The sequence below is a fragment of the Stenotrophomonas sp. ESTM1D_MKCIP4_1 genome, assembly GCF_003086895.1.
In the GTDB taxonomy this organism is placed as follows: Bacteria; Pseudomonadota; Gammaproteobacteria; order Xanthomonadales; family Xanthomonadaceae; genus Stenotrophomonas.
In genome coordinates this window covers 3,037,788-3,059,161 of record NZ_CP026004.1, presented here as the reverse complement: position 1 = coordinate 3,059,161, position 21,374 = coordinate 3,037,788, and the positions used below count along the sequence as shown (strand labels likewise).

Annotated in this window: 18 protein-coding genes and 1 tRNA gene; 11 read left to right on the top strand and 8 right to left on the bottom strand. The window is 67.8% G+C overall.

Going from position 1 to position 21,374, the window contains the following annotated elements:
- Positions 1–221 precede the first annotated feature (221 nt).
- The gene (locus C1924_RS14005; RefSeq protein ID WP_108765848.1) at positions 222–674 is read left to right on the top strand and encodes a transposase; all 453 of its coding nucleotides are present in this window, start codon (positions 222–224) and stop codon (positions 672–674) included.
- A 102-nt stretch (positions 675–776) separates the two neighbouring features.
- Here C1924_RS14005 and C1924_RS14000 read toward each other — a convergent pair whose 3' ends face one another.
- From C1924_RS14000 to trxA, 3 genes are all read right to left on the bottom strand, one after another.
- Positions 777–2,402, bottom strand: a complete 1,626-nt coding sequence (locus C1924_RS14000) for a CHASE2 domain-containing protein (RefSeq protein ID WP_108765847.1) — start codon at positions 2,400–2,402, stop codon at positions 777–779.
- Entirely contained in the window at positions 2,399–4,099 is a 1,701-nt protein-coding gene (locus C1924_RS13995; RefSeq protein ID WP_108765846.1) for a FecR domain-containing protein, read from the bottom strand. Before C1924_RS13995 ends, C1924_RS14000 begins: the two co-directional genes overlap by 4 nt.
- Positions 4,100–4,207: 108 nt before the next feature.
- A complete protein-coding gene (gene trxA / locus C1924_RS13990; protein ID WP_108765845.1) occupies positions 4,208–5,068 on the bottom strand; it encodes a thioredoxin in 861 nt (286 codons plus the stop codon).
- 162 nt (positions 5,069–5,230) lie between these two features.
- On the opposite strand from trxA, the gene C1924_RS13985 reads away from it, so the two are divergent.
- A complete protein-coding gene (locus C1924_RS13985; RefSeq protein ID WP_108765844.1) occupies positions 5,231–5,830 on the top strand; it encodes a DUF998 domain-containing protein in 600 nt (199 codons plus the stop codon).
- A gap of 31 nt (positions 5,831–5,861) precedes the next feature.
- Here the strand turns inward: C1924_RS13985 and C1924_RS13980 are convergent, their stop codons facing one another.
- On the bottom strand, positions 5,862–6,095 hold the full coding sequence (locus C1924_RS13980; RefSeq protein WP_108765843.1) for a hypothetical protein: 234 nt from the start codon (positions 6,093–6,095) through the stop codon (positions 5,862–5,864).
- Between the two features lie 342 nt (positions 6,096–6,437).
- Between C1924_RS13980 and leuS the strand changes: the two genes are divergently transcribed.
- The 7 genes from leuS (at position 6,438) to C1924_RS13945 (ending at position 12,626) form a co-directional block, all read left to right on the top strand.
- Positions 6,438–9,080, top strand: coding sequence for a leucine--tRNA ligase (gene leuS, locus C1924_RS13975; RefSeq protein WP_108767068.1), 2,643 nt, complete (start codon positions 6,438–6,440; stop codon positions 9,078–9,080).
- Between the two features lie 138 nt (positions 9,081–9,218).
- Positions 9,219–9,803 (top strand): LPS assembly lipoprotein LptE, encoded by a 585-nt coding sequence (lptE, locus tag C1924_RS13970; protein ID WP_108765842.1) that lies wholly within the window; start codon positions 9,219–9,221, stop codon positions 9,801–9,803.
- Between the two features lie 13 nt (positions 9,804–9,816).
- Complete coding sequence (gene holA / locus C1924_RS13965; RefSeq protein ID WP_108765841.1) at positions 9,817–10,854, top strand: DNA polymerase III subunit delta; 1,038 nt, start codon at positions 9,817–9,819, stop codon at positions 10,852–10,854.
- Between the two features lie 3 nt (positions 10,855–10,857).
- A complete protein-coding gene (gene nadD / locus C1924_RS13960) occupies positions 10,858–11,523 on the top strand; it encodes a nicotinate-nucleotide adenylyltransferase (protein WP_108765840.1) in 666 nt (221 codons plus the stop codon).
- Positions 11,524–11,581: 58 nt separating this feature from the next.
- Complete coding sequence (gene rsfS, locus C1924_RS13955) at positions 11,582–11,992, top strand: ribosome silencing factor (RefSeq protein ID WP_008265938.1); 411 nt, start codon at positions 11,582–11,584, stop codon at positions 11,990–11,992.
- A gap of 64 nt (positions 11,993–12,056) precedes the next feature.
- Entirely contained in the window at positions 12,057–12,527 is a 471-nt protein-coding gene (rlmH, locus tag C1924_RS13950; RefSeq protein WP_079222687.1) for a 23S rRNA (pseudouridine(1915)-N(3))-methyltransferase RlmH, read from the top strand.
- Between the two features lie 22 nt (positions 12,528–12,549).
- Positions 12,550–12,626 (top strand) — tRNA-Asn (locus tag C1924_RS13945).
- A gap of 307 nt (positions 12,627–12,933) precedes the next feature.
- Here the strand turns inward: C1924_RS13945 and C1924_RS13940 are convergent.
- From C1924_RS13940 to C1924_RS13925, 4 genes are all read right to left on the bottom strand, one after another.
- Positions 12,934–14,355 carry a basic amino acid/polyamine antiporter gene (locus tag C1924_RS13940; RefSeq protein ID WP_108765839.1) on the bottom strand — a complete coding sequence of 474 codons (1,422 nt, stop codon included), beginning with the start codon at positions 14,353–14,355 and terminating at the stop codon, positions 12,934–12,936.
- Positions 14,356–14,459: 104 nt separating this feature from the next.
- Positions 14,460–17,249, bottom strand: a complete 2,790-nt coding sequence (locus C1924_RS13935; RefSeq protein WP_108765838.1) for a TonB-dependent receptor — start codon at positions 17,247–17,249, stop codon at positions 14,460–14,462.
- A 215-nt stretch (positions 17,250–17,464) separates the two neighbouring features.
- Positions 17,465–18,124, bottom strand: a complete 660-nt coding sequence (locus tag C1924_RS13930) for an energy transducer TonB (protein ID WP_108765837.1) — start codon at positions 18,122–18,124, stop codon at positions 17,465–17,467.
- 284 nt (positions 18,125–18,408) lie between these two features.
- Complete coding sequence (locus tag C1924_RS13925; RefSeq protein WP_108765836.1) at positions 18,409–19,146, bottom strand: SIMPL domain-containing protein; 738 nt, start codon at positions 19,144–19,146, stop codon at positions 18,409–18,411.
- Between the two features lie 130 nt (positions 19,147–19,276).
- Between C1924_RS13925 and C1924_RS13920 the strand changes: the two genes are divergently transcribed.
- Together C1924_RS13920 and rng are read left to right on the top strand one after the other, a co-directional pair.
- Positions 19,277–19,885: a Maf family nucleotide pyrophosphatase gene (locus C1924_RS13920; RefSeq protein WP_108765835.1), complete on the top strand. Its 609-nt coding sequence runs from the start codon at positions 19,277–19,279 to the stop codon at positions 19,883–19,885.
- A complete protein-coding gene (rng, locus tag C1924_RS13915; RefSeq protein WP_108765834.1) occupies positions 19,878–21,365 on the top strand; it encodes a ribonuclease G in 1,488 nt (495 codons plus the stop codon). The genes C1924_RS13920 and rng overlap by 8 nt, the downstream gene beginning before the upstream one ends.
- Positions 21,366–21,374: the final 9 nt, after the last annotated feature.

Here is a 21,374-nt window from a genome sequence, read left to right as displayed (position 1 = left end):
GGGGCGCAGGGGCGAGAATCCGAGTCTAACCATTCGCATGCGTATGTTGAACCCCGGCCGGGCGCCCGACGGCGCTTGCATTTGCTCTTTGTAGCATCGAGCTTGCTCGACGGCTCTCCGCGCGGTGTCAGGAAAAACCAGTCGAGCAAGCTCGACTCTACCGACGGCGGATTCCGTGTTTCCCCGGGAGCCACCGGCCACAGGATCCCTCACGCTGGGACATGCCCAGCCCTGCGCTTCTCCGTGGCCGCGTCTCGATCACCGGCCACGTCTATGTCATCACCAGCGTGGTGGCAGGTCGCCGCCCGTTGCTTGCGGCCCCGGGATGCGCCGACGCGTTGATGGAACAGCTCAAGGCCAGCGATGCGCGCGGGGCAAGCCGGTCCTTTGCCTGGGTGATCATGCCGGACCACTTTCATTGGGTCATGCAGTTGCGCGAGTGTTCGCTCGGGCGCTGTGTCCAGGTACTGAAATCGCGGTCGGCGATTGCGATCAACGTGGCGCTGGGCAGTGATACGGTGGTATGGCAGCGCGGCTACTACGATCACTGGATCCGGGACGAGCGCGATGTCCGCCGTCAGGTCATGTACGTGATGGGAAATCCGGTGCGTGCTGGCTTGGCCCAGCGGCTGGGTGAGTATCCTCACGCTTGGTGCCGCTGGCCGCTTTTGTAGCGTCGAGCTTGCTCGACGGGTTTTTCCTGCATCGCGCGAAGAGCAGTCGAGCAAGCTCGACGCTACGAAAGGCAGGGCAACAGCCGTCGAGCGGGCTCGAGGCTACGGGTCACCGCCCATGGCGTAGCCGTCGCGGCCGTTGTCCTTGGCGCGGTACAGCGCGGCGTCGGCGCCTTCGACGAAGTGGTGGGGATGCAGGTTGCCGTCGGGCACGCGGGTGTAGACGCCAATGGTGAGGGTGATGCCCGCGCCGCTGCCATCGCCGGGTGCAGGGAGTGCGCGCACGCAGTCAATCAGGTCTTCAACCACCTGGCGTGCGCCTTCGGCAGCGGTGTCCGGCAACACCAGCGCGAACTCGTCGCCGCCGTAGCGCGCCGCCATGTCGCGCGGGCGGCGTGCGTGTGCGGCGATCATCCGCGCCACGTCGCGCAGCACGCCGTCGCCGACCTGATGGCCGTGGCGGTCGTTGTGGTGCTTGAAGTGGTCCACGTCGATCAGCGCCAGGCTCAACGGCTTGCCGCTGCGCCGCGCGGTATCGCATGCCTCCTGCAGCGAGTGTTCAAAGCGCAGGCGGTTGCCCAGCCCGGTGAGAGCATCGCGGTTGGCCTGACGGTGCCAGGCGGAGATGCGCCAGACCGCCCATACCAGCAGCACCAGCAGCACGCCCAGCAGGGCGCTGGCCGGCGCCCACCACAGGTGGCCCACGCGCAGCAGCAGCCACCCCAGCAACGGGGCCATCGGCAGTGAACACAACGCGACCAGCCAGGGCAGGCGCAGGCCGAGCAGCATGACGCACAGCGCTGCCAGCAGTCCGGACAGCACGTTCTGCACGGGCTGCGGCATGACATGGATCTGTTTGCCCTGCAGCAGCATCGAGGTGATGCTGGCCTGGAACTCGCTGCCACTCATCCAGTACTGGCGCGTGGTCGGGGTCAGCAGGCGTGGTGCGATGCCGCTGGCGGTCATGCCGACCACGATGCGACGGCCGCGCAGCACCGAGGCGTCCACGTAGCCGTCCAGCACATCGGCATAGGACACCTGCGGCAGGTGATCGGGCGGGCCGGTGAAGCGCACGCGCAGGTAATCGTCGCGCCGCCACTGATAAGGGGAGTGGAGCGTAGGGTCGGGGTCGGCCAGGCCGTGCACGCGGTTGGCCGGGAGGCCGGCCAGGGCCAGCCCCAGCGCGGGCCAGTGCGCTTGCCCGATGCCGGCGCGCAGGTAGACGCCGCGGGTTACGCCATCGCCATCGATGTCCACATCACTGTGGCCGATGGCCGCCGCACTGGCAGCGATCAGCGGAATGGGCAGCAGTTCCTCGGCCAGGCGGTCGCCGGCGGCGGGTGCGGCCAGTACCGGCAGCACAACACGCCCATTGCGGCGGATGGCTGCGGCCAGCGCGGCATCCTCGCGCGCATCGTGGCGGTCCGGCTCGGTCAGCATCAGGTCCAGCGCCACGCGTTCGACGCCGGCATCGGTCAACCGGTCCAGCAGGCGCGCATGCACCGAACGCGGCCAGGGCCACTGGCCGATGCGCTGCAGGCTCTCTTCATCGATGGCGACGATCAGCACGCTGGGATCAGGCCGGTAGTCCCAGTCGCCCACCATCAGATCGTAGGCGGCTTCGTCCTGCCGCCACAGCCACTGGCCGTGGCTGACCACCGCCGTGGCGATGCCGGCCAGCAGCGCCAGCAGGATGCGCCGCGACCAGGGCAGCGGTGAGCGTCTCACAGCAGCAACCACAGCAGCAGGGCGCCACCACCGGCGCCGTAGCACATCCGGCAGGGCAGTTTGACCTGCTGGGGCGGCGAGAACGGGCCGGCGTGACCGTCATCGTCGATGTACTGCACGCGCACGTGCAGGGTGCCGCGCCACGGCCGTTTGAAGCTGACCTGCGGCTGCGCCAGCGTTTCATCCACCAGCGGCGCGGAGAAGTCACCGTGGCGGTCCACCTGCACGCGATAGCGCTGGCCTTCGCTGCCGGCCTGCCAGCGCAGGGTCAGCTCGCCATGTGCGGCTTCGGGCGGCTGCAGCGCCGGGTCGACCGGGTCGTCGGTGAGCTGCAGCGGCAGCGGCTGGCCGAACGGGCCCTGGTGGCCGTGTTCATCCCGCGATGCCACGCGCCAGAAGTACTGGCCGGGTGGCAGCGGCGTGGCAAGGCGCAGGTCGGTGCCGGTGCTGGCCTGCTGCTGCAGGGGCGCCAGGAAACGCGGTTCGTCGGCGATCTGCAGCACGCTGCTGCGGGCACCGGGTGCCTGGGTCCAGCGGAAGCGCGGACGGTCGCTGTTGATGGTCTGCTCGTGCAGTGGTGAGACCGTCAGGGGCGGTGGCGGCTGGTCGCTGAGCAGGAAATCGGCGCTGGCATCGAGGCCTTCCACACTCTGCGCATCCACCGCGCGCAGCAGCAGGCGCAGCGCGCCGGGCGGCAGGTCGTCAATGATCAGCGAGGTGTCGCGGGTGGTGGCCGCGAACAGCAGGATCTCCGGCGTGGCCGCCTGCACGACCTCGATCCGGTAATGGTCAGCACCGGCAACCGGCTGCCACGCCAGACGCGCCGGCAGTGGCGCCAGAGCGGTGGCATCGCTGCGCAGCTGCGGTGCGGGCAGCAGCATCGACACCGCATCGGGCGCCGCATCGGCGCTGGCACTGCGGCTGGCCTGGCCAGGGCGGACCAGGCGTTGGCCATGACGGTTGCCGACCTGGACCCGGCCCTCCAGCACTTCGGTGGCGCCGACCTGGCTGCCGTCGCCGGCACTGACCCGGAACACCGTGCCGCGCACACTGCTGGTGGCGGCAGGGGCATCGATGATGTAGCGCGAGGCGGGACCGCGTGCGGGAGTGACCCGGCTGCTGGCGCGGCCCTGCTGCAGGCGCATGCGGGTATCGACCATGCCGGTGCGGCCATAGCGGCTCAGCTGGTCCAGGCGCAGCCGTGAATGCTCGCGCAACTGCAGGCGCGAGGCATCGGCGAATTCGAGGGTGACGCTGGCGTCGGCCACGGTCTGCACGGTATCGCCAATATGCAGCAGTTCGCCGGCCCGTAGTGCACGGGTGGCGCTGCCATCGGCGGCGGCCAGCTGCACGGTACCGCGCACGGCGAGCACCCGGGCCGGGGCCGGTTCGACCCGCAGCCAGCTGACCGGGAAGCGCAGCAGTGCGCCGGGCGGCAGGCGGTAGGGGTTGTCGATGCGGTTGTGCTGCTGCAGCTGCTGCCAGGGCACATCCGCCTTCAGGTACAGGCCACCCAGGTCCCAGAGGGTATCGCCGGGGCGGACCCGGTAGTTCCAGTCCTGCGCGGCAGCCAGGCCGGGCAGCAGGAGCAGGGCGCACAGCAGTGCGGCGAAACGGCGGGCAAAGGAAGACGATGAACGGCCAACGGTCACGGAGTGCTGTCCCGGCTGTGCGGGGGCGCAGCTGCAAGACCCCATGGCCCCGACCTCATCCCCCCCGAATGGATCGCAGCGGCCAAAAAGCCGCTGTCGATCACATTATTGCCCGCGTTCAGTGCAGGGTTTCTGAACGGAGCCTGCCTTTGTTCAGAACAGCAGCGAGGCCATCTTCCGGCGGTAACGGCCCACCAGATCCTCGTCGGTGATGACGTTGAAGGCATCGATGAGCACCTTGCGCGGCAGGCCTTCGGCATAGCTGCGGTCGATGCGCAGCATCTCGAGGAACTGTTCCAGCGCGGCTTCGTCGTGGCCTGCCAGCAGCAGCTGCACACCCCGCAGGTGGCGGGCCTGCAGGTCCTTGCCGTCCGCCGCGATGCGGGCATCCAGCGCCTCGGCCGCCGGCGCATCCTTCAGCGCGGTGGCGAAGGCCAGGCGGGCACGGGCGCGCACCGCGCGGTCGTCGGTAGCCAGGTTGGCGGGCAGGGCGTCGATCAGCGTGCCGGCTTCGTCCACGCCGCCCACCTGCAGCAGGGCCAGGGCGAGGTCGAGCTTCAGTTCGTCCTTGTCCGGTTCGGCGGCGATCTGTGCGCGCAGCACGTCCACCTGCGCCTGCGGGTCCAGCGGTGCTTCATCTTCGGCCACGGTGTCGCCGATGTCGGCCGGCACGATGCCGTGCTGGGCCAGGAACTCACGCAGCTGGCCTTCGGGGATGGCGCCGGGGAAACCGTCCACCAGCTGCCCGCCCTTGACCAGGAACACGGTGGGTACCGAGCGGATCTGGAAGGCGGCGGCAATCTGCTGCTCGGCGTCGACATCCACCTTGGCCAGCTCGAAGGCGCCGTTGTACTCGGCCGCCAGCTTTTCCAGCATCGGGCCCAGCGTCTTGCACGGGCCGCACCAGGTGGCCCAGAAGTCCACCAGCACCGGCGTCTGCACGGACTTCTGCAGGACCTCGGCCTCGAAGGTCGCGGTGGTGGCGTCGAATACGTGTGTCGTCGTCTCGGTCATGGGGGTGTATCGCCTGGCAACTGGAGACCGATTCTATGGTGTCGATCATTGACGGTCTCAACCCTGTCCTCACACCTGGGGCAGGCGCATGCAGGGTGGCTTGGCGGTTGCCGTGCCTGCCGCGACAATGCGGCTGTCTTTCATTACAGGTGGATCCGCGCGATGTCCGTGCTCTGGCTTGATCGTTGGTTGGGGCTGCTGGCGGCCGTGTGCTTCGTGCTGGCCGTGGCCGGCTTCGGCGCGGGGCTGGCGGGCTACGCGCAGACCGTGCACCCGGTGGCCCTGCTGGGGGCCCATGGCGTGCCGCATGCGCTGGCCTTCAACGTGCTGGGCCTGGTGCTGCCGGGCGCGCTGGCGGTGGTGGTGGCCGAACGCCTGCGCCGGCAGCTGCCGGTGGGGGCGGGCTGGGTGCCGCGCGTGGGCAGCCAGATGCTGTTGCTGGCGGGCCTGGCTTTCGCGGCGATGGGCCTGCTGCCGCTGGACCCGGAGGACCTGCATGGCAGCGCCAGCCAGCTGCACGCCAGCGCGTGGATGGTCTGGGTGCTGGGCTTCGTGGTGGGCACGCTGATGCTGGGCGTTGCGCGCCTGCGTGCGGGGCGCGGGCGGGCCGTGGGCGGTCTGGCTCTTGGCTGCGGCGTGCTGGCGGGGCTTGCCGCCTTTGCCCTGCAGGGCGTGCTGCCGGCGCCCATGGCCCAGCGGCTGGCCTTCGCCTGCTGGGCGGTCTGGCTGGCATTGGCCCTGCCGCTGGCACGCCGGGGGTAAGGGCGCGACCGTGGCCGCGCCCGGGGGGCGGTCAGGGCTGCTGGTAGCACTTCAGCTGGAATCCGACGGGACCGAAGGTCTCGTAGATCCAGGCGATTGTCTGGTTGAGCGCATCGTCCTGGCGGTCGGATTCCACCGTATGCCAGCCGGAGCTGCCCGGCTCGCTGGTGATGATGTAGGCGCAGTTGAACGTGGCGGCCTGGGCCGCGGTCGTGGTGCCCAGTACAAGGGCCAGGGACAGCAGGGTTCTGCGCAGCAGTTTCATCTGGATTCTCCTGTTGAAGGCTTCGGGAGACGGCCGGGGGCCGGCGGACCTGGAAGCCGGCGGGCCCGCGCAGGGAGGGTCTCTGTGGTCGATCAGAAGGGGAGTAGGGGAAATCCGCCCCGTCCGTCGGACAATGGGGGAGCTGCCAGCGCCCGTGACCGCCGTCGCACCCCGGCTGGGACGCACTGCCGCCACCGCTGTTGAACCCGTTCCGGACCGGCGCAGGTCCGGCATCGCAGAGCGGGCCGGGAGCGACCGGGGGCGGCCTTTCGGGGGCAGGATTGGAGCCATTTGCCGCACTGCGGTACGCTGTACCGCTTTGCCGCCGCAACCGCGTGTTCCATGACCAGCGCTGAACCCATCGCCTACGACCCGCAGCAGGTTGAATCCGCCGCCCAGAGCTTCTGGGATGCCACCCGTGCCTTCGAGGTCGACGAGACCTCGGACAAGCCGAAGTACTACTGCCTGTCGATGCTTCCGTACCCGTCGGGCGCGCTGCACATGGGCCACGTGCGCAACTACACCATCGGCGACGTCATCAGCCGCTACAAGCGCATGACCGGCCACAACGTGCTGCAGCCGATGGGCTGGGACGCGTTCGGCCTGCCGGCGGAGAACGCCGCGATCAAGAACAAGACCGCGCCGGCGGCGTGGACGTACAAGAACATCGACCACATGCGCAGCCAGCTGCAGTCGCTGGGCTATGCCATCGACTGGTCGCGCGAATTCGCCACCTGCCGCCCGGACTACTACGTCCACGAGCAGCGCATGTTCACCCGCCTGATGCGCAAGGGCCTGGCCTACCGCCGCAACGCGGTGGTGAACTGGGACCCGGTCGACCAGACCGTGCTGGCCAACGAGCAGGTCATCGACGGCCGCGGCTGGCGTTCCGGTGCCCTGGTGGAAAAGCGCGAGATCCCGCAGTGGTTCCTGCGCATCACCGATTACGCCCAGGAACTGCTGGACGGCCTGGATGAGCTGGAAGGCTGGCCGGAATCGGTCAAGACCATGCAGCGCAACTGGATCGGCCGTTCCGAAGGCCTGGAAATCCAGTTCGACGTGCGCGATGTCGATGGCAGCGTGCTGGATCCGCTGCGTGTGTTCACCACCCGCCCGGACACGGTGATGGGCGTGACCTTCGTGTCGATCGCCGCCGAGCACCCGCTGGCGCTGCACGCCGCGAAGAACAACCCGGAACTGGCCGCGATGCTGGCCGACCTGAAGCAGGGCGGCGTGTCCGAGGCCGAACTGGAAACCCAGGAAAAGCGCGGCATGGATACCGGCCTGCGCGCCGTGCATCCGGTCACCGGCGAGCAGGTGCCGGTGTGGGTGGCCAACTTCGTGCTGATGGGCTACGGCACCGGCGCGGTGATGGCCGTTCCCGGCCACGACCAGCGCGACAACGAGGTGGCCAACAAGTACGGCCTGCCGATCGTGCAGGTCATCGCCCTGAAGGATGCGCGCAACGATGATGAGCGCACCTGGGACGCCACCCGCTGGCAGGACTGGTACAGCGACAAGAGCCGCCAGACCGAACTGGTCAACTCGGCCGAGTTCGACGGCCTGGATTTCCAGGGTGCCTTCGAGGCGCTGGCCGAGCGTTTCGAGCGCAAGGCCCAGGGCCAGCGCCGCGTGAACTACCGCCTGCGCGACTGGGGCGTGAGCCGCCAGCGTTACTGGGGCTGCCCGATTCCGGTGATCTACTGCCCCAAGTGCGGCGCGGTGCCGGTGCCGGAAGAGCAGCTGCCGGTGGTGCTGCCGGAGGACGTGGCCTTCTCGGGCACCGGTTCGCCGATCAAGACCGACCCGGAATGGCGCAAGACCACCTGCCCGGACTGCGGCGGCGCGGCCGAACGCGAGACCGACACCTTCGACACCTTCATGGAGTCGAGCTGGTACTACGCCCGTTACACCTCGCCGGGTGCCCGTGATGCCGTCGACAAGCGCGGCAACTACTGGCTGCCGGTGGACCAGTACATCGGTGGCATCGAGCACGCGATCCTGCACCTGATGTACTTCCGCTTCTACCACAAGCTGCTGCGTGACGCGCGGATGGTGGACAGCAACGAACCGGCGCGGAACCTGCTGTGCCAGGGCATGGTGATCGCCGAGACCTACTACCGCCCGAACCCGGACGGCTCGAAGGACTGGATCAACCCGGCCGACGTGGACGTGCAGCGCGACGAGCGCGGCCGCATCACCGGTGCCACCCTGATCGCCGATGGCCAGCCGGTGGTGGTCGGTGGCACCGAGAAGATGTCCAAGTCGAAGAACAACGGCGTGGACCCGCAGGCCATGGTCGGCAAGTACGGCGCCGACACCGTGCGTCTGTTCTCGATGTTCGCGGCCCCGCCGGAACAGTCGCTGGAGTGGAACGAAGCCGGCGTGGACGGCATGGCCCGCTTCCTGCGCCGCCTGTGGGCCCAGGTGCACAAGCATGCCGCCGACGGTGCCGCCCCGGCGCTGGACGTGGCTGCGTTGGATGCCAACCAGAAGGCGCTGCGCCGCAAGACCCACGAGACCATCGGCAAGGTGGGCGACGACTACGGCCGCCGCCACAGCTTCAACACCGCCATTGCCGCGGTGATGGAACTGATGAACGCGCTGGCGAAGTTCGACGACGCCAGCGAGCAGGGCCGCGCGGTACGCCAGGAAGCGCTGCAGGCGGTCGTGCTGCTGCTCAACCCGATCACCCCGCATGCCAGCCACGCGCTGTGGCAGGTGCTGGGTAACGGCCAGACGCTGCTGGAAGACCAGCCGTTCCCGCAGGCCGACAGTGCTGCGCTGGTGCGCGATGCGCTGACCCTGGCCGTGCAGGTCAACGGCAAGCTGCGTGGCACGATCGACGTGGCGGCGGATGCCGCGCGCGAGCAGGTGGAGGCACTGGCGCTGGCCGAGCCGAACACCGCCAAGTTCATGGACGGCCTGACGGTGCGCAAGATCATCATCGTCCCCGGCAAGATCGTGAACATCGTCGCTGCCTGATGTAACCGGCACCGGCCGCCACCCAGGCGGCCGGTGCACATCCGCCCTGCCACGGCCACCGGCTGATGGCCCTGCGTTCACGCGTCCTCGGGCACGCTGTCTGTTGCCGTGATCGCCCGGCTCCGCCAGACTGTTCCCATGACCCGAATCCTGCTTGCCCTCGTCCTTGTCCTCGGCCTCGCCGGCTGTGGATTCCATCTGCGCAACAAGTTGATGCTGCCGACCGACACTGCGCCGGTGAAGGTGGTGTCCACCGCGCCCTACAGCGAGCTGGTCAAGCTGTTGAACCGCAGCCTGCTGGCATCCGGTGCGAAACTCGCGGATGAGGACAGCAAGGATCCGGCAGCCCAGCTGCAGGTGCTGTCCGAGCGCTGGGGTGACCTGCCGATCGCCATCGACGCACAGGGCCGTGCGCAGGAATACAGCCTGCGTTACGCGGTCATCTTCATCTTCCGCCGTGAGGATGGCAGTGAACTGGTGCCGCAGCAGGTGATCGAACTGTCGCGCGATTACGTGTCGCCGCCGACCGACGCCACCGGTACCACCACCGAACGCGAGATCCTGGCCGACGAACTGCGCCGGGAAATGTCGGCGTCGATCATCCGCCGCATCGACAGCGTGGTGCGCGCCGAGCTGGAGCGCGGTGGCAGCCTGTCTGCGCCGAAGCCGGCTGTTTCGACCGATGGCGAACCGGCGGCGACGCCGGCGCCGGTCAAGCCCTGAGCTGCCGCATACGATGGAACTGCGACCGGAACAGCTGGCCGGCCAGGGCGGTGACACCGCGCTGGCGCCGGTCTACCTGATCGCCGGCCCGGAAACCCTGCGCGTGCTGGAAGCCGCCGATGCGGTGCGCGCCCGCGCCCGTGCCAGCGGTGTGGACGAGCGCGAGGTGTTCGACGCCGACGGTCGCGACTTCGACTGGAACCAGCTGGATGCCAGCTTCAACGCGCCCAGTCTGTTCAGTGCGCGACGGCTGGTGGAAGTACGCCTGCCCAGCGGCAAGCCCGGCAAGGACGGCGCCGAGGTCATCAGCCGGTTCTGCGCCAACCCGGCGCCGGACGTGGTGCTGCTGATCACCGCCAACGAATGGAGCAAGGCCCACCAGGGCAAGTGGGCCGAGGCGGTCAATCGCGTCGGCGTACTGTCGGTGGCCTGGGCGATCAAACCGCACGAACTGCCGGACTGGATCGAGCGCCGGCTGCGCAGCAAGGGCCTGCGGGCCGATGGCGCAGCGGTGCAGCGGCTGGCCGAGCGTGTGGAAGGCAATCTGCTGGCCGCGGCGCAGGAAATCGACAAGCTGGCGCTGCTGGCCGACGGCCAGCCGCTGGATGTGGAGCGCATGGAATCGCTGGTGGCCGATGCCGCCCGTTACGACGTGTTCCGTCTGGTCGAAGCAACGTTCTCCGGGCAGCCACAGGCGGTTCTGCGCATGCTGGCCGGTCTGCGCGGTGAAGGCGAAGCGGTGGCTGCGCTGATGCCGATCGTGATCCGCGAACTGCTGGCCGGTGCCGGCCTGGCACGGGTGCAGGCCCGGGGCGGCAATCTGGGCGCCGAAATGAAGGCGCGCGGTATCTGGGAATCACGGCAGGCGCCCTACAAGCGCGCGCTGCAGCGGCACCCGGAAGGCAAGCGCTGGGAGCGTTTCGTGGCCGAGGCCGGTCTGGTCGACCGCATTGCCAAGGGTCGTGCCGACGGCGATGCCTGGCTGGCGCTGGAACGCTTGCTGGTCGCCGTGGCCGAAGCCCGTGCCGTGCGCCTGCTCGCGCGGGCCTGAGTGATGAGCCTGCGGATCTATTACGGGGGCACCTTCGATCCGGTGCACCTGGGCCATCTGGCCATCGCACGCGCCGCGCGCGACGAACTGCAGGTGGCCGTGCGCATGCTGCCGGCCGCCGACCCGCCGCATCGTGCCGCGCCGGGCGCCACCGCCGAACAACGCTGCCACATGCTGTCGCTGGCCATCGGCGATGAGCCCGGGCTGCTGCTGGACCGGCGTGAACTGGACCGGGCCGCACGTGATCCGGGCCGCCCGTCCTACACCGTGGATACCCTGCGCGAGCTGCGCGCCGCGCTGGGCCCCAGCCGTCCACTGGCTTGGCTGGTCGGTGCCGACAGCCTGCTGGCCCTGCCGGCCTGGCATGAATGGCAGGCACTGTTTGGCCTTGCCCACTTCATCGTGGCCGAGCGCCCCGGCAGCGCGCTGCGCGATGCGGTTGCCGGCGAGCTCGGCCAGGCGCTGGAAGGGCGCTGGTGCGACAGCGAGCAGGCCCTGTTCGCCAGCCCGGCCGGGCGCGTGCTGCGCCTGCACCAGCCCCTGCGCGACGAATCGGCCAGCGCCGTCCGCAGTCAGATTGCGGCGGCCGGACCCTGGCGGGCCATGCTGCCGCCGGCCGTGGCCGACTACGTGGCCGAGCACCGCCTGTACCGCGCCACTGCGCCGTGAATGGCGTCGGCGCGCCTTGCCCGTATAATCGCCCCCACGTTTATCGAGTCGATCCACTTTGAGCAACCAGACCCAGCCCCAGACCATCAAGGTCGATCTGCCCAGCCCGCCGCCCTCCGTGCCGGAACTGCTGGCCAGCGTCCGCCAAGCCACCGAAGACCTGAAGGCCAAGGACCTGGTCGAGATCGACGTACGCGGCCGGTCCAGCGTTGCCGACTACATGATCGTCGTTTCGGGCACCTCGACCCGCCACGTCAAGTCCATCGCCGATGAAGTGGTGCGCTTCGCCAAGAACATCGATGTGATGCCGCTGGGCGTGGAAGGCGAGCGTGAAGCCGAGTGGGTGCTGGTGGACCTGGGCGATGTCATCGTCCACGTCATGCTGCCGCGCGTGCGCGAGTTCTATGCGCTCGAGCGTCTGTGGACCGTCGGTGACCAGCCGCCGCCCAGCGACGACGAAGTGGCCTGAGCCACGCGTTGATGCACCCTTCGACGGCGCCGATGGCGCCGTCGACGTTTTGGAGATGCCAGAGATGAAAGCGCGCCTGATCGCCACCGGTGAACGCGCACCCAGCTGGGTTGCGCAGGGCTTTGCCGAGTACCAGAAGCGGCTGTCGCACTGGCTGCCGTTCGAGCTGGTGGAAATCGAGCCGGGCCTTCGTGGCAAGGGCCGCGATGCGCGCCGCGCCACTGAGGACGAAGGCAAGCGGGTGATCGCCGCGCTGCCGAAGAATGCCTACGTGGTGGCATTGGATGTGCCGGGACGCCAGCTCAGTTCCGAACAGCTGGCCCAGCGCCTGGAACACTGGCGCGGGCAGGGCAGGGACCTGGCGTTCCTGATCGGTGGCCCGGAAGGGCACTCGCCCGAGGTGTCGGCGTTGGCCGATGAAAAATGGTCGATCGGCCCGCTGACGCTGCCGCACATGCTGGTGCGGCTGGTGGTGGCCGAGCAGTTGTATCGGGCGGCAGCAATGATTGCCAATCACCCCTACCATCGCGCGTGAAGAGTGGTTATACTAGTCGTCTGCCCGAATAGCTCAGCCGGTTAGAGCACTTGACTGTTAATCAGGGGGTCGTTGGTTCGAGTCCAACTTCGGGCGCCACCTTTGAAAACCTGCATCGCAAGATGCAGGTTTTTTTTGTTTGGCTCTCCGTAGAGTCGAGCTTGCTCGACTGCTTTGGCTCTTGTAGAGCCGAGCCATGCTCGGCTGCTTTGGCTCTTGTAGAGTCGAGCTTGCTCGACTGCTTTGGTTCTTGTAGAGCCGAGCCATGCTCGGCTGCTTTGGCTCTTGTAGAGTCGAGCTTGCTCGACTGCTTTGGTTCTTGTAGAGCCGAGCCATGCTCGGCTGCCGCGGAACGGCCAGTCGAGCAAGCTCGACTCTACAAAAGGCCAATCGAGCAAGCTCGACGCTACAACCCCCATGTTCCGCGCCAGAACGCCACCAGCGTGGCGATCGCTACAGCCACGACCGCGCCGAACAGCACCCACTCCCAGCGCGTGAACACCGGCTGCCCGTGCTGGCGGCGGGTCAGTGCGAACAGTGCCACGCCGGGCACGTACAGCAGCACCGACAGCAGCAGGTTGTCCAGACCGCCCGCATAGACCAGCCACAGTGCATAGAGGCTGGCCAGCAGGGCGATGCCGAAATCACGCCAGCGCACGCCGGGCTCGCCCGCATAGGCATGGCCGCGCCAGGCCAGTTGCACGCCGAACGCGGCCGACAGGAAGTAAGGCACCAGGCTCATCGATGCGGCCAGCAGGACCAGGCTGGTGTAGCTGCCCGAATTGAACAACACCAGCAGAAGGAAAAGCTGGATCAGGCCATTGCTCAGCCACAGCGCGTTGGCCGGTACGCCGCGTGCGTTTTCGCGGCCGAGAAAGGCCGGCATGGTGCCGTCGCCCGCCGCGGCATACAGCACTTCGGCGCACAGCAGCACCCAGGCCAGCAGCGCGCCGAGCACCGAAATGATCGAGCCGATGATGATCACAGTCGCCCCCCATTCGCCGACGATGGCGCGAAGCACGTAGGCCATCGAAGGGTTCGGCAGCGCGGCCAGTCGGGCCTGCGACAGCACGCCCATCGACAGCAGGCTGACCAGCACCAGCAGCAGCCACACGCCGACAAAACCGATGACCGTGGCCCGGCCAACATCGGCGCGGCGGGCAGCACGCCGCGAGTAGATGCTGGCGCCTTCAATGCCGATGAACACCCACACGGTGACCAGCATCATGCCGCGCAGTTGCGTGCCGAGATCGCCCATTGCAGGCGTACCGAAGAAATCAGCACGGAACACGTCCATGCGGAAGGCGCCGGCGGCCAGCACCAGGAACAAAGCGATGGGGACCAGCTTGGCCACGGTCACCAGGCCATTCACGAGCGCGGCAGTCCGCAGCCCGCGCAGTACCAGCAGGTGTACCGTCCACAGCAGCAGTGAAGAAGCGGCCACGGCGGCCGGCGTGTTGCCTACGCCGAACACGGGCATGAAGTGGCCCAGGCCACTGAAGATCAACACAAAGAAACTGGCGTTGCCCAGCACGGAGGCGACCCAGTAGCCCCACGCGGCGGAAAAGCCGATGTAGTTGCCGAAGCCTGCGCGGGCATAGGCGTAGATGCCGGTGTCCAGATCGGGGCGGCGGTTGGCCAGTGCCTGGAATACGAAGGCCAGCATCAGGATGCCCGCACCGCTGAGCGCCCAGCCGATCAGGGCCGCGGCCGGTCCGGCACTGCGTGCGACATTCTGTGGCAGCGAGAAGATGCCGGCACCCACCATCGAGCCGACCACCAGGGCGGTCAGCGCAGCCAGGCCAAGTCGTTGCGAAGCAGCTGCCATGTGCCATTCCCTTGGGCAGGGCCTACATCCTGACCGCTGCGATGTGAGCGCAAAAGCAAAGGCCCGGGCAGGGGCCCGGGCCTTTGCAGGTGACGCGCCTTTGATTACTTGAAGGTGTACTTGGCGCCGACGGTGAAGTAGCGGCCAATCGCACCGCTGAAGTGCAGCGGGTTGTAGTTGACCGCGCCGTAGGTGCTGGGGTCGAGCGGCGCAATGCGGTCGAACACGTTCTGCACCGAAGCGTTCAGCTCGAAGGCGTCGGTGATGTTCCAGCGACCGGACAGATCGAAGGTGGTGAAGGAGGAGATCTTCTCCACCGGCGTACCGTCTTCATAGAACGCCAGGTAGTCGCCACCGCGGCGGTCCTTGTTCTCCATGCTGTCGATGTAGTTCACCACACCGCTGACGCTCCATGCGCCCTGCTTCCAGGTGGTGCCGAAGTTGATCTTGTCCTGCGGCGTACCGATGCAGTTGGTCACGTCGCAGTTGCCGTGGGTGCCGACGTAGTCGACGGTGGTATCACCCTCGGTACGCTCGAACTTCAGGATGTGGCTCCACTGCAGGTCCATTTCCAGCTGGCCCGGACCGAGATCGAAGGTCTGGCGCACGTCGGTATCGATACCGCGGACGCGCGAGGAGTTGGCATTCACGTAGCCGGTGTTGACGGCCAGGATGGTGCCGCTGTTGGCCACGCCGCCGATGTTGTTGGAATCACGCAGCACGTTGCCTGCAGCGATCGCGTCGGCGGTGCTGCCCTGGGCGATTTCGTTGGTGCGCTTGATTTCCCAAGCGTCAACGGTCAGCGAGGTGGTGGAGGTCGGCTGCAGCACGATACCCACCGAGTAGCTCTTGGACTCTTCCGGCTTCAGGTCCGGGTTCGGGCGGGTGATGATCGCCACCGAGCGCGCGGTGCACTCGTTGGCCGGATCGATGGCGCAGCGCACCGGATCGCGGGCGTTGGAGAAGGCGGCCAGGCCACCGTCACCGTTTTCGGCCGGGTTCGGCGCGCGGAAGCCTTCGGCGTAGCTGGCGCGCAGGGCGATCCAGTCGGCCGGGGTCCACTTCACGCCCAGCTTCGGCGTGGCCTTGCCTTCACCGCTTTCGTACTTGTCGTAACGCACGGCGGCCGACAGTTCCAGCGATTCCAGCACCGGTGCGGACAGTTCGGCGTAGCCGGCGTACACGTTCTGGGTGCCGTCATAGGCCGAGTAGCCCAGGCCGATGATGTCACCCACGTCGGTGTAGGTCTGCGGGGTCAGGCTGTTGCTGGTCTTGCGCCACTCGGTACCGAAGGCCAGGCCCAGCGGGCCGCCCTTGAGGTCCATCAGGCTGCGCGAGATGGTGAAGTCGAACATGTCCAGGCTGGACTTGGCGCGGGCGCTGATGGTCGGCGAAATGTAGTCGTACAGCGCCTGCGAGTTGAGGCCGGCATTGTCACCGATACGCCACGTGCCGCCGGCGCAGTTCGGGTTGCCCAGCGCACACAGCACGGAGCTGTAGCGCAGGAAGCCGGTACGCTTGTTGACCAGATCGGTGCCCGAATGCAGGTAGGCAGTGTCGTAGCTCCACTCACCCCAGTTGCCCTTGACGCCGGCCAGGAAGCGGTTGAACTCGTTGGTGTTGTTGGTCACGCGCGGGCCCACGTCCCAGGCGCTGTAGCGCAGGCGCGCGGCGTAGGGGAGCGGGTTGTCCGGGTGGCCGGCGTACAGCGTGGTCGCACCGGGGCCGCTGTTGGCATTGACCGGACCGCCGGGGTAGCCCCAGCCGCCGGAGACGCCGGACGGCGTATTGCTGAAGATGGTTTCCTTCTTCGAGTAGCCGATCTCGGTGTAGACCTCACCGCCTTCACCGAAGGCGAAGCTGGCGCGACCGAACACGTTGACGTACTTCTCTTCCGGGCTCAGGTCACGGAACTGCTGCGCCGGATCCCACAGGCAGCCCTGTGCCTGGGCGGTGGCATCGGTCTGGCCCGGGATGGTGCTCAGCCCGGCACAGCCCGGCAGGGCGACCAGCTGGCCAGCGGTGTTGAACACCGAACCATTCGGGCCGGTGCCGCCCGCGGTGCCGCCGGACAGGTAGGCGCCACCGAGGAACTGCGCATCGGCGGCATCGTAGCCCCAGCGGCGAATATCGCCGGTGCCGATCCACTTGCGGTTCTTGCGGTCGCTGATCTTGATGGCATCGGTCTTGCCGACGTCCAGGCTGAAGAACGCATTCCAGCCATCGCTGGAGAGGTCGCCGGTACCGGCCGTCAGGGTGGCCTTCTTGGCATCGCCATCGCCGTCGCCGGACACGCCGTAGGAACCGCGCAGGATGGCGCCCTGGAAGTCGCTGCGCAGGATGATGTTGACCACGCCGGCGATCGCATCGGAACCGTAGATGGCCGAGGCGCCGTCCTTCAGCACTTCCACGCGCTCGACGGCATCAAGCGGGATGGTGCTCAGATCGGTGAATACCTTCTGGCCGTCATCGGCCAGGCCGTAGGTCGCCATGCGGCGGCCGTTCAACAGCACCAGCGTCGAACCCGCGCCGAGGCCGCGCAGCGAAATGCCCGCGCCGCCACCGGCGAAGCCGTTGCCGAAGGTCTTGGGAATGGAGCCGGCGCCGTCGGCGGTCAGCGTCTGCAGGTATTCGGCGACCGTGGTCTTGCCGGTGCGATCGATTTCCTGGCGGGTCACCACCTGCACCGGGGACGGTGTTTCGGTGTTGGTGCGCGGGATGTTCGAGCCGGTGACCGTGATGCGGTCGAGATTGGTGGCCTGTTCCTGTGCAAAGGCAGAGGAGGAGACCGCGGCGCCGGCCAGCAGCAGAGTGCCGCCAGCGAGGATATGGGTGATGGATGATGCCAGGTGGTTTTGGCGGCGGCTGGCGGGCCGTTGGATCGGGTGTTTCACAGCTTCTCTCCTGACTGGAAAACTCGAGCATTGAGGGCTGTCACCGGGTGTCCGGGACGCCACAATCTAGGTTTCTCGCAGGTGACGAAGCTGTGAAGTTTTACTGAATTCGTAACGATCTTTCGACCGAAGCGAAATGTTTTGTCGCGAACGGCTATTGACGGGGTGCGAAACGGGTGTTGCCGGCCCGGCAGCGCGCCGGGCCGGCACGGGCTTCAGCCCGGCAGGGAGAACTGCACCGGCACCATGCCGATGGCGGGCACCGCCACGCCGTCACGTTCGGCCGGCACGAAGCGCCAGTGACGCAGGACCTGCTGGCGCGCGGCCTGGTCCAGGCTGCGCGAACCACTGCTGCGCTCGATGCTGACGTTCACCGGCTGGCCGCTGGGGTCCACCTCGACCCGCAGCAGCACCGTGCCCTGCTCATGGTTGCGCAGGGCCGCGATCGGGTAGGCCGGCGGCGGGGCGCTGCGGTACTGCAGTTGTATCCCCGCCATGGGCGTGGAGGGGGCCAGGCTGGGCGCCGCCTCGACCGGGGCCGGTTCGGCGGCCGGCAGGACGATGCCCTGGGCTTCTTCGAGTGTGGCCGTCGGGGCAGGCAGCGGCGGGACCACGGTCGGGGTGGCCTGCGGCTTGGGCACGACCCTGGCGACTTCCTGCTTCGGCTCAACCGGCAACGGCTCCGGCGGCTTCGGCGGTTCCTTGGGGATCAGCCTGACCTCGGTGGTGTCGCGGGGCAGGGCGGTGATGGCCTGGTAGGTTGCCGGGATGAGCAGCAACAGGAAGGCCAGCAGGTGCAGGGCAATGGCCGCGCTCCAGGCGGCAACGCGGGCGGGGTCGAACTGCAGCGGTACAACGGGATACGTACGAACCATGGTCCACCTCCATGCCAGTGACGAAGTCCTCAACGCACCAGGGCCGCCATCGGGGTTGCCGCACGCGGCTGGCAGTCCATCATTAGCGCCAGCGCCGGGCCACTGCCTAGAGGCAGGGGTACCGCCATTGGGCTGGCCTTCATACAAAAGAGCGGGGCCAACCTGCGTTGGCCCCGCCTTGTGTGCCGGTAGTGGCCAACCTTGGTTGGCGCTGTGGGCAGACAGTGCCAACCAAGGTTGGCATCTACGTGTGCAGAGGTGGCATCTACCCTCGGCAACCGCCGTCAGCGGCCCAGTTCAAACACCACGTCCAGGTTCACCGACACGGTCGATTCACCCGGTGCGACCGGGGTGGCCTTGTCCATCGCGGCGCCCGCTGCCATGGCCCGCATCATCGGCATCGGGCGGAAGCCGCCGTTGCTGTTCTCGGAGATGCTGACGATGCGGCGCACCTGCAGGCCCAGCGACGTCGCATAGGTCTGGGCACGGGCCTGGGCCTTCTTCAGCGCTGCCAGTCGGGCTTCGTCATAGACCGGCTCGGGCTGGTCGATCTCGAACTGCGGGCCGTTGATCTGGTTGGCGCCCTGGGCGGCCAGGGCATCGAGCACCTTGCCCAGCTTGGCGATGTCGCGAACTTTCAGGCTGACCGTGTTGCTGGCCTGGTAGCCGGTGATCTTCGGTGCCTCGTTGTCGGCGTAGCGGTACTGCGGGTTGAGGCTGACGCCGCTGGTCTGCACGTCACGCTCGGCGATGCCGGCGGCCTTGATCGCCGCCAGGACCTTGTCCATCTGCTGGGCGTTCTGGCGCATGGCGCTGTTGCCGTCGGCCGCCTGGGTCACAACGCCGGCCGACAGGGTCGCCACGTCCGGTACGCGGGTGGCCTCGGCATTGGCCGAAATGTTCAGCAGGGTGCCTTCGGCCGGGGTGGCGATCGACGGCGACGTCGGGGCGGCGTGGGCGGTCATCGAGGCTCCAAGAGCGAGGGACAGGGCAAGCAGCAGCGGGGTGGCGGTGCGGCGCATGGGATCTCCTTGTTGTGGCGGTGAGGGTGGTGTCGTAGCGATGAACGCGCTGTGAGTCCGTTCGGGGTTGAACGCATCCCGGGCGGGGTTGCCGACGATTCAGGCAGCGCCCTCAGGTTATGCTGTGCCGATGCTCTATCTTGCTTCCCGCTCCCCCCGACGCAACCAGCTGCTGGCCCGACTCGGACGCCCTTTCCAGGCCCTCGACCTGGAGGTGCCCGAGGTGCGCGCGGCCGCCGAAAGCGCCGAACACTACGTCTGCCGCGTGGCGGCCGACAAGGCGCGCGCCGGCCTGGCCCGGGTGCTGGCCAGCGACCCGCAGGCGCGGGTGCTGGGCTCGGACACCGAGGTCGTGCTGGAGGGCGAAGTGTTCGGCAAGCCGGCCGATGCGGCCGCTGCGCGGGCCATGCTGGCGCGGCTGGCCGGGCGCACCCACCAGGTGATGACCGCCGTGGTGGTGGTGGATGCGGCGGGGCAGGACAGCGAGCTGGTTGTGTCCGAGGTGACCTTCGCCCCGATCAGTGCGGCGGACATCGCCGCCTACGTGGCCACCGGCGAGCCGCTGGACAAGGCTGGTGCCTATGCCATCCAGGGGGGGGCCGAACGCTGGATCGAACACCTTTCCGGCAGCTACTCCGGTGTCATGGGGTTGCCGCTGCTTCATACCGATCGTCTGCTGGCACGCTGCGGCGTGCCGGCCCCCACTGCCGACGCCGCCAGGGAGGCTGCCGATGTCTGAGGAAATCCTGGTCAATGTGACGCCGCGCGAGACCCGCGTGGCGGTGATCGAAAACGGCATGCTGCAGGAGCTGCACATCGAACGTGGCTGGCGCCGCGGCGTGGTCGGCAACATCTACAAGGGCAAGGTGCAGCGGGTCATGCCTGGCATGCAGGCGGCCTTCGTCGAGGTCGGCCTGGAGCGCGCCGCGTTCCTGCACGCCAACGATGTGGTGCGGCCGGCCCCGGTGGCCAGTGCCGATACCGAGAACACCACCCTGCCGCCGCCGTCCAGCGTGCCCATCGTCGAGCTGCTGCGCGACGGCCAGGACATCGTGGTGCAGGTGGTGAAGGACCCGATCGGTACCAAGGGCGCGCGCCTGACCACGCAGATCAGCATTCCCTCGCGCTACATGGTGCTGCTGCCGCAGTCCAAGGTGGTGGGCGTGTCGGCGCGCATCGAGGATGAAGGCGAGCGTGCGCGGTTGAAGTCGCTGGTGACCGAACTTTCGGCCCAGCATGGCGGCTACGGTTACATCGTGCGCACCAACGCCGAAGGGCAGCCGGCCGAGGCCATCGCCGAGGACGTGGCCTACCTGTCGCGCGTCTGGAACGTGGTCGAGCGCCGCGGCCGCGAAGCACCGTCGTGCAGCAACATCTATGAAGACCTGAGCCTGCCGCTGCGTTCGGTGCGTGACCTGATCCGCAAGGACGTGGACAAGGTGAAGGTCGATTCCAAGGAGACCTTCGCCCAGTTGCAGGCCTTCGTGGCCAAATACATGCCGGTGCTGGCCGAGAAGCTGGAACTGTATTCGGGCGACCGGCCGATCTTCGACATGTTCGGGGTGGAGGACGAGATCGGCCGCGCGCTGGACAAGCAGGTGCCGCTGAAGTCCGGTGGCTATCTGGTCATCGACCAGACCGAGGCGATGACCACCATCGACGTGAACACCGGGTCGTTCCTCGGCCAGCGCAACCTGGAAGAGACGGTGTTCCGCACCAATCTGGAGGCCGCGCAGGCGGTGGCCAGGCAGCTGCGGCTGCGCAACCTGGGCGGCATCATCATCATCGACTTCATCGACATGGATGACGCCGAGCATCGCCGCCAGGTGCTGCGCACGCTGGAGAAAGCGCTGGCCCGCGACCATGCCAAGACCACCGTGTACGACTTCTCGCCGCTGGGCCTGGTCGAGATGACCCGCAAGCGCACGGTGGAGAGCCTGGAACGGCAGTTGTCGGAAACCTGCCCGCAGTGCAGCGGGCGCGGCAGCATCAAGACCACCGAGACGGTGACCTACGAGATCTTCCGCGAGATCACCCGGGCGGTGCGCCAGTTTGATGCCGCGCGCCTGCTGGTGATCGCCTCGACCAAGGTCGTGGCGCGCATCACCGATGAGGAATCGGCGGCGGTGGCCGAGCTGGAGGAGTTCCTCGGCAAGAGCATCCGCTTCCAGGCCGATGAGCAGTACCTGCAGGAGCAGTTCGATGTCGTTCTGCTCTGAGGAACGCAG

Excerpts from the sequence above, each read along its gene's own strand:
- C1924_RS14005 (WP_108765848.1), top strand. The coding sequence starts at position 222 with ATGCCCAGCCCTGCGCTTCTCCGTGGCCGCGTCTCGATCACCGGCCAC.
- C1924_RS13995 (WP_108765846.1), bottom strand. The coding sequence starts at position 4,099 with ATGGGGTCTTGCAGCTGCGCCCCCGCACAGCCGGGACAGCACTCCGTG.
- trxA (WP_108765845.1), bottom strand. The coding sequence starts at position 5,068 with ATGACCGAGACGACGACACACGTATTCGACGCCACCACCGCGACCTTC.
- C1924_RS13985 (WP_108765844.1), top strand. The coding sequence starts at position 5,231 with ATGTCCGTGCTCTGGCTTGATCGTTGGTTGGGGCTGCTGGCGGCCGTG.
- C1924_RS13980 (WP_108765843.1), bottom strand. The coding sequence starts at position 6,095 with ATGAAACTGCTGCGCAGAACCCTGCTGTCCCTGGCCCTTGTACTGGGC.
- leuS (WP_108767068.1), top strand. The coding sequence starts at position 6,438 with ATGACCAGCGCTGAACCCATCGCCTACGACCCGCAGCAGGTTGAATCC.
- lptE (WP_108765842.1), top strand. The coding sequence starts at position 9,219 with ATGACCCGAATCCTGCTTGCCCTCGTCCTTGTCCTCGGCCTCGCCGGC.
- holA (WP_108765841.1), top strand. The coding sequence starts at position 9,817 with ATGGAACTGCGACCGGAACAGCTGGCCGGCCAGGGCGGTGACACCGCG.
- nadD (WP_108765840.1), top strand. The coding sequence starts at position 10,858 with ATGAGCCTGCGGATCTATTACGGGGGCACCTTCGATCCGGTGCACCTG.
- rlmH (WP_079222687.1), top strand. The coding sequence starts at position 12,057 with ATGAAAGCGCGCCTGATCGCCACCGGTGAACGCGCACCCAGCTGGGTT.
- C1924_RS13940 (WP_108765839.1), bottom strand. The coding sequence starts at position 14,355 with ATGGCAGCTGCTTCGCAACGACTTGGCCTGGCTGCGCTGACCGCCCTG.
- C1924_RS13930 (WP_108765837.1), bottom strand. The coding sequence starts at position 18,124 with ATGGTTCGTACGTATCCCGTTGTACCGCTGCAGTTCGACCCCGCCCGC.
- C1924_RS13925 (WP_108765836.1), bottom strand. The coding sequence starts at position 19,146 with ATGCGCCGCACCGCCACCCCGCTGCTGCTTGCCCTGTCCCTCGCTCTT.
- C1924_RS13920 (WP_108765835.1), top strand. The coding sequence starts at position 19,277 with ATGCTCTATCTTGCTTCCCGCTCCCCCCGACGCAACCAGCTGCTGGCC.
- rng (WP_108765834.1), top strand. The coding sequence starts at position 19,878 with ATGTCTGAGGAAATCCTGGTCAATGTGACGCCGCGCGAGACCCGCGTG.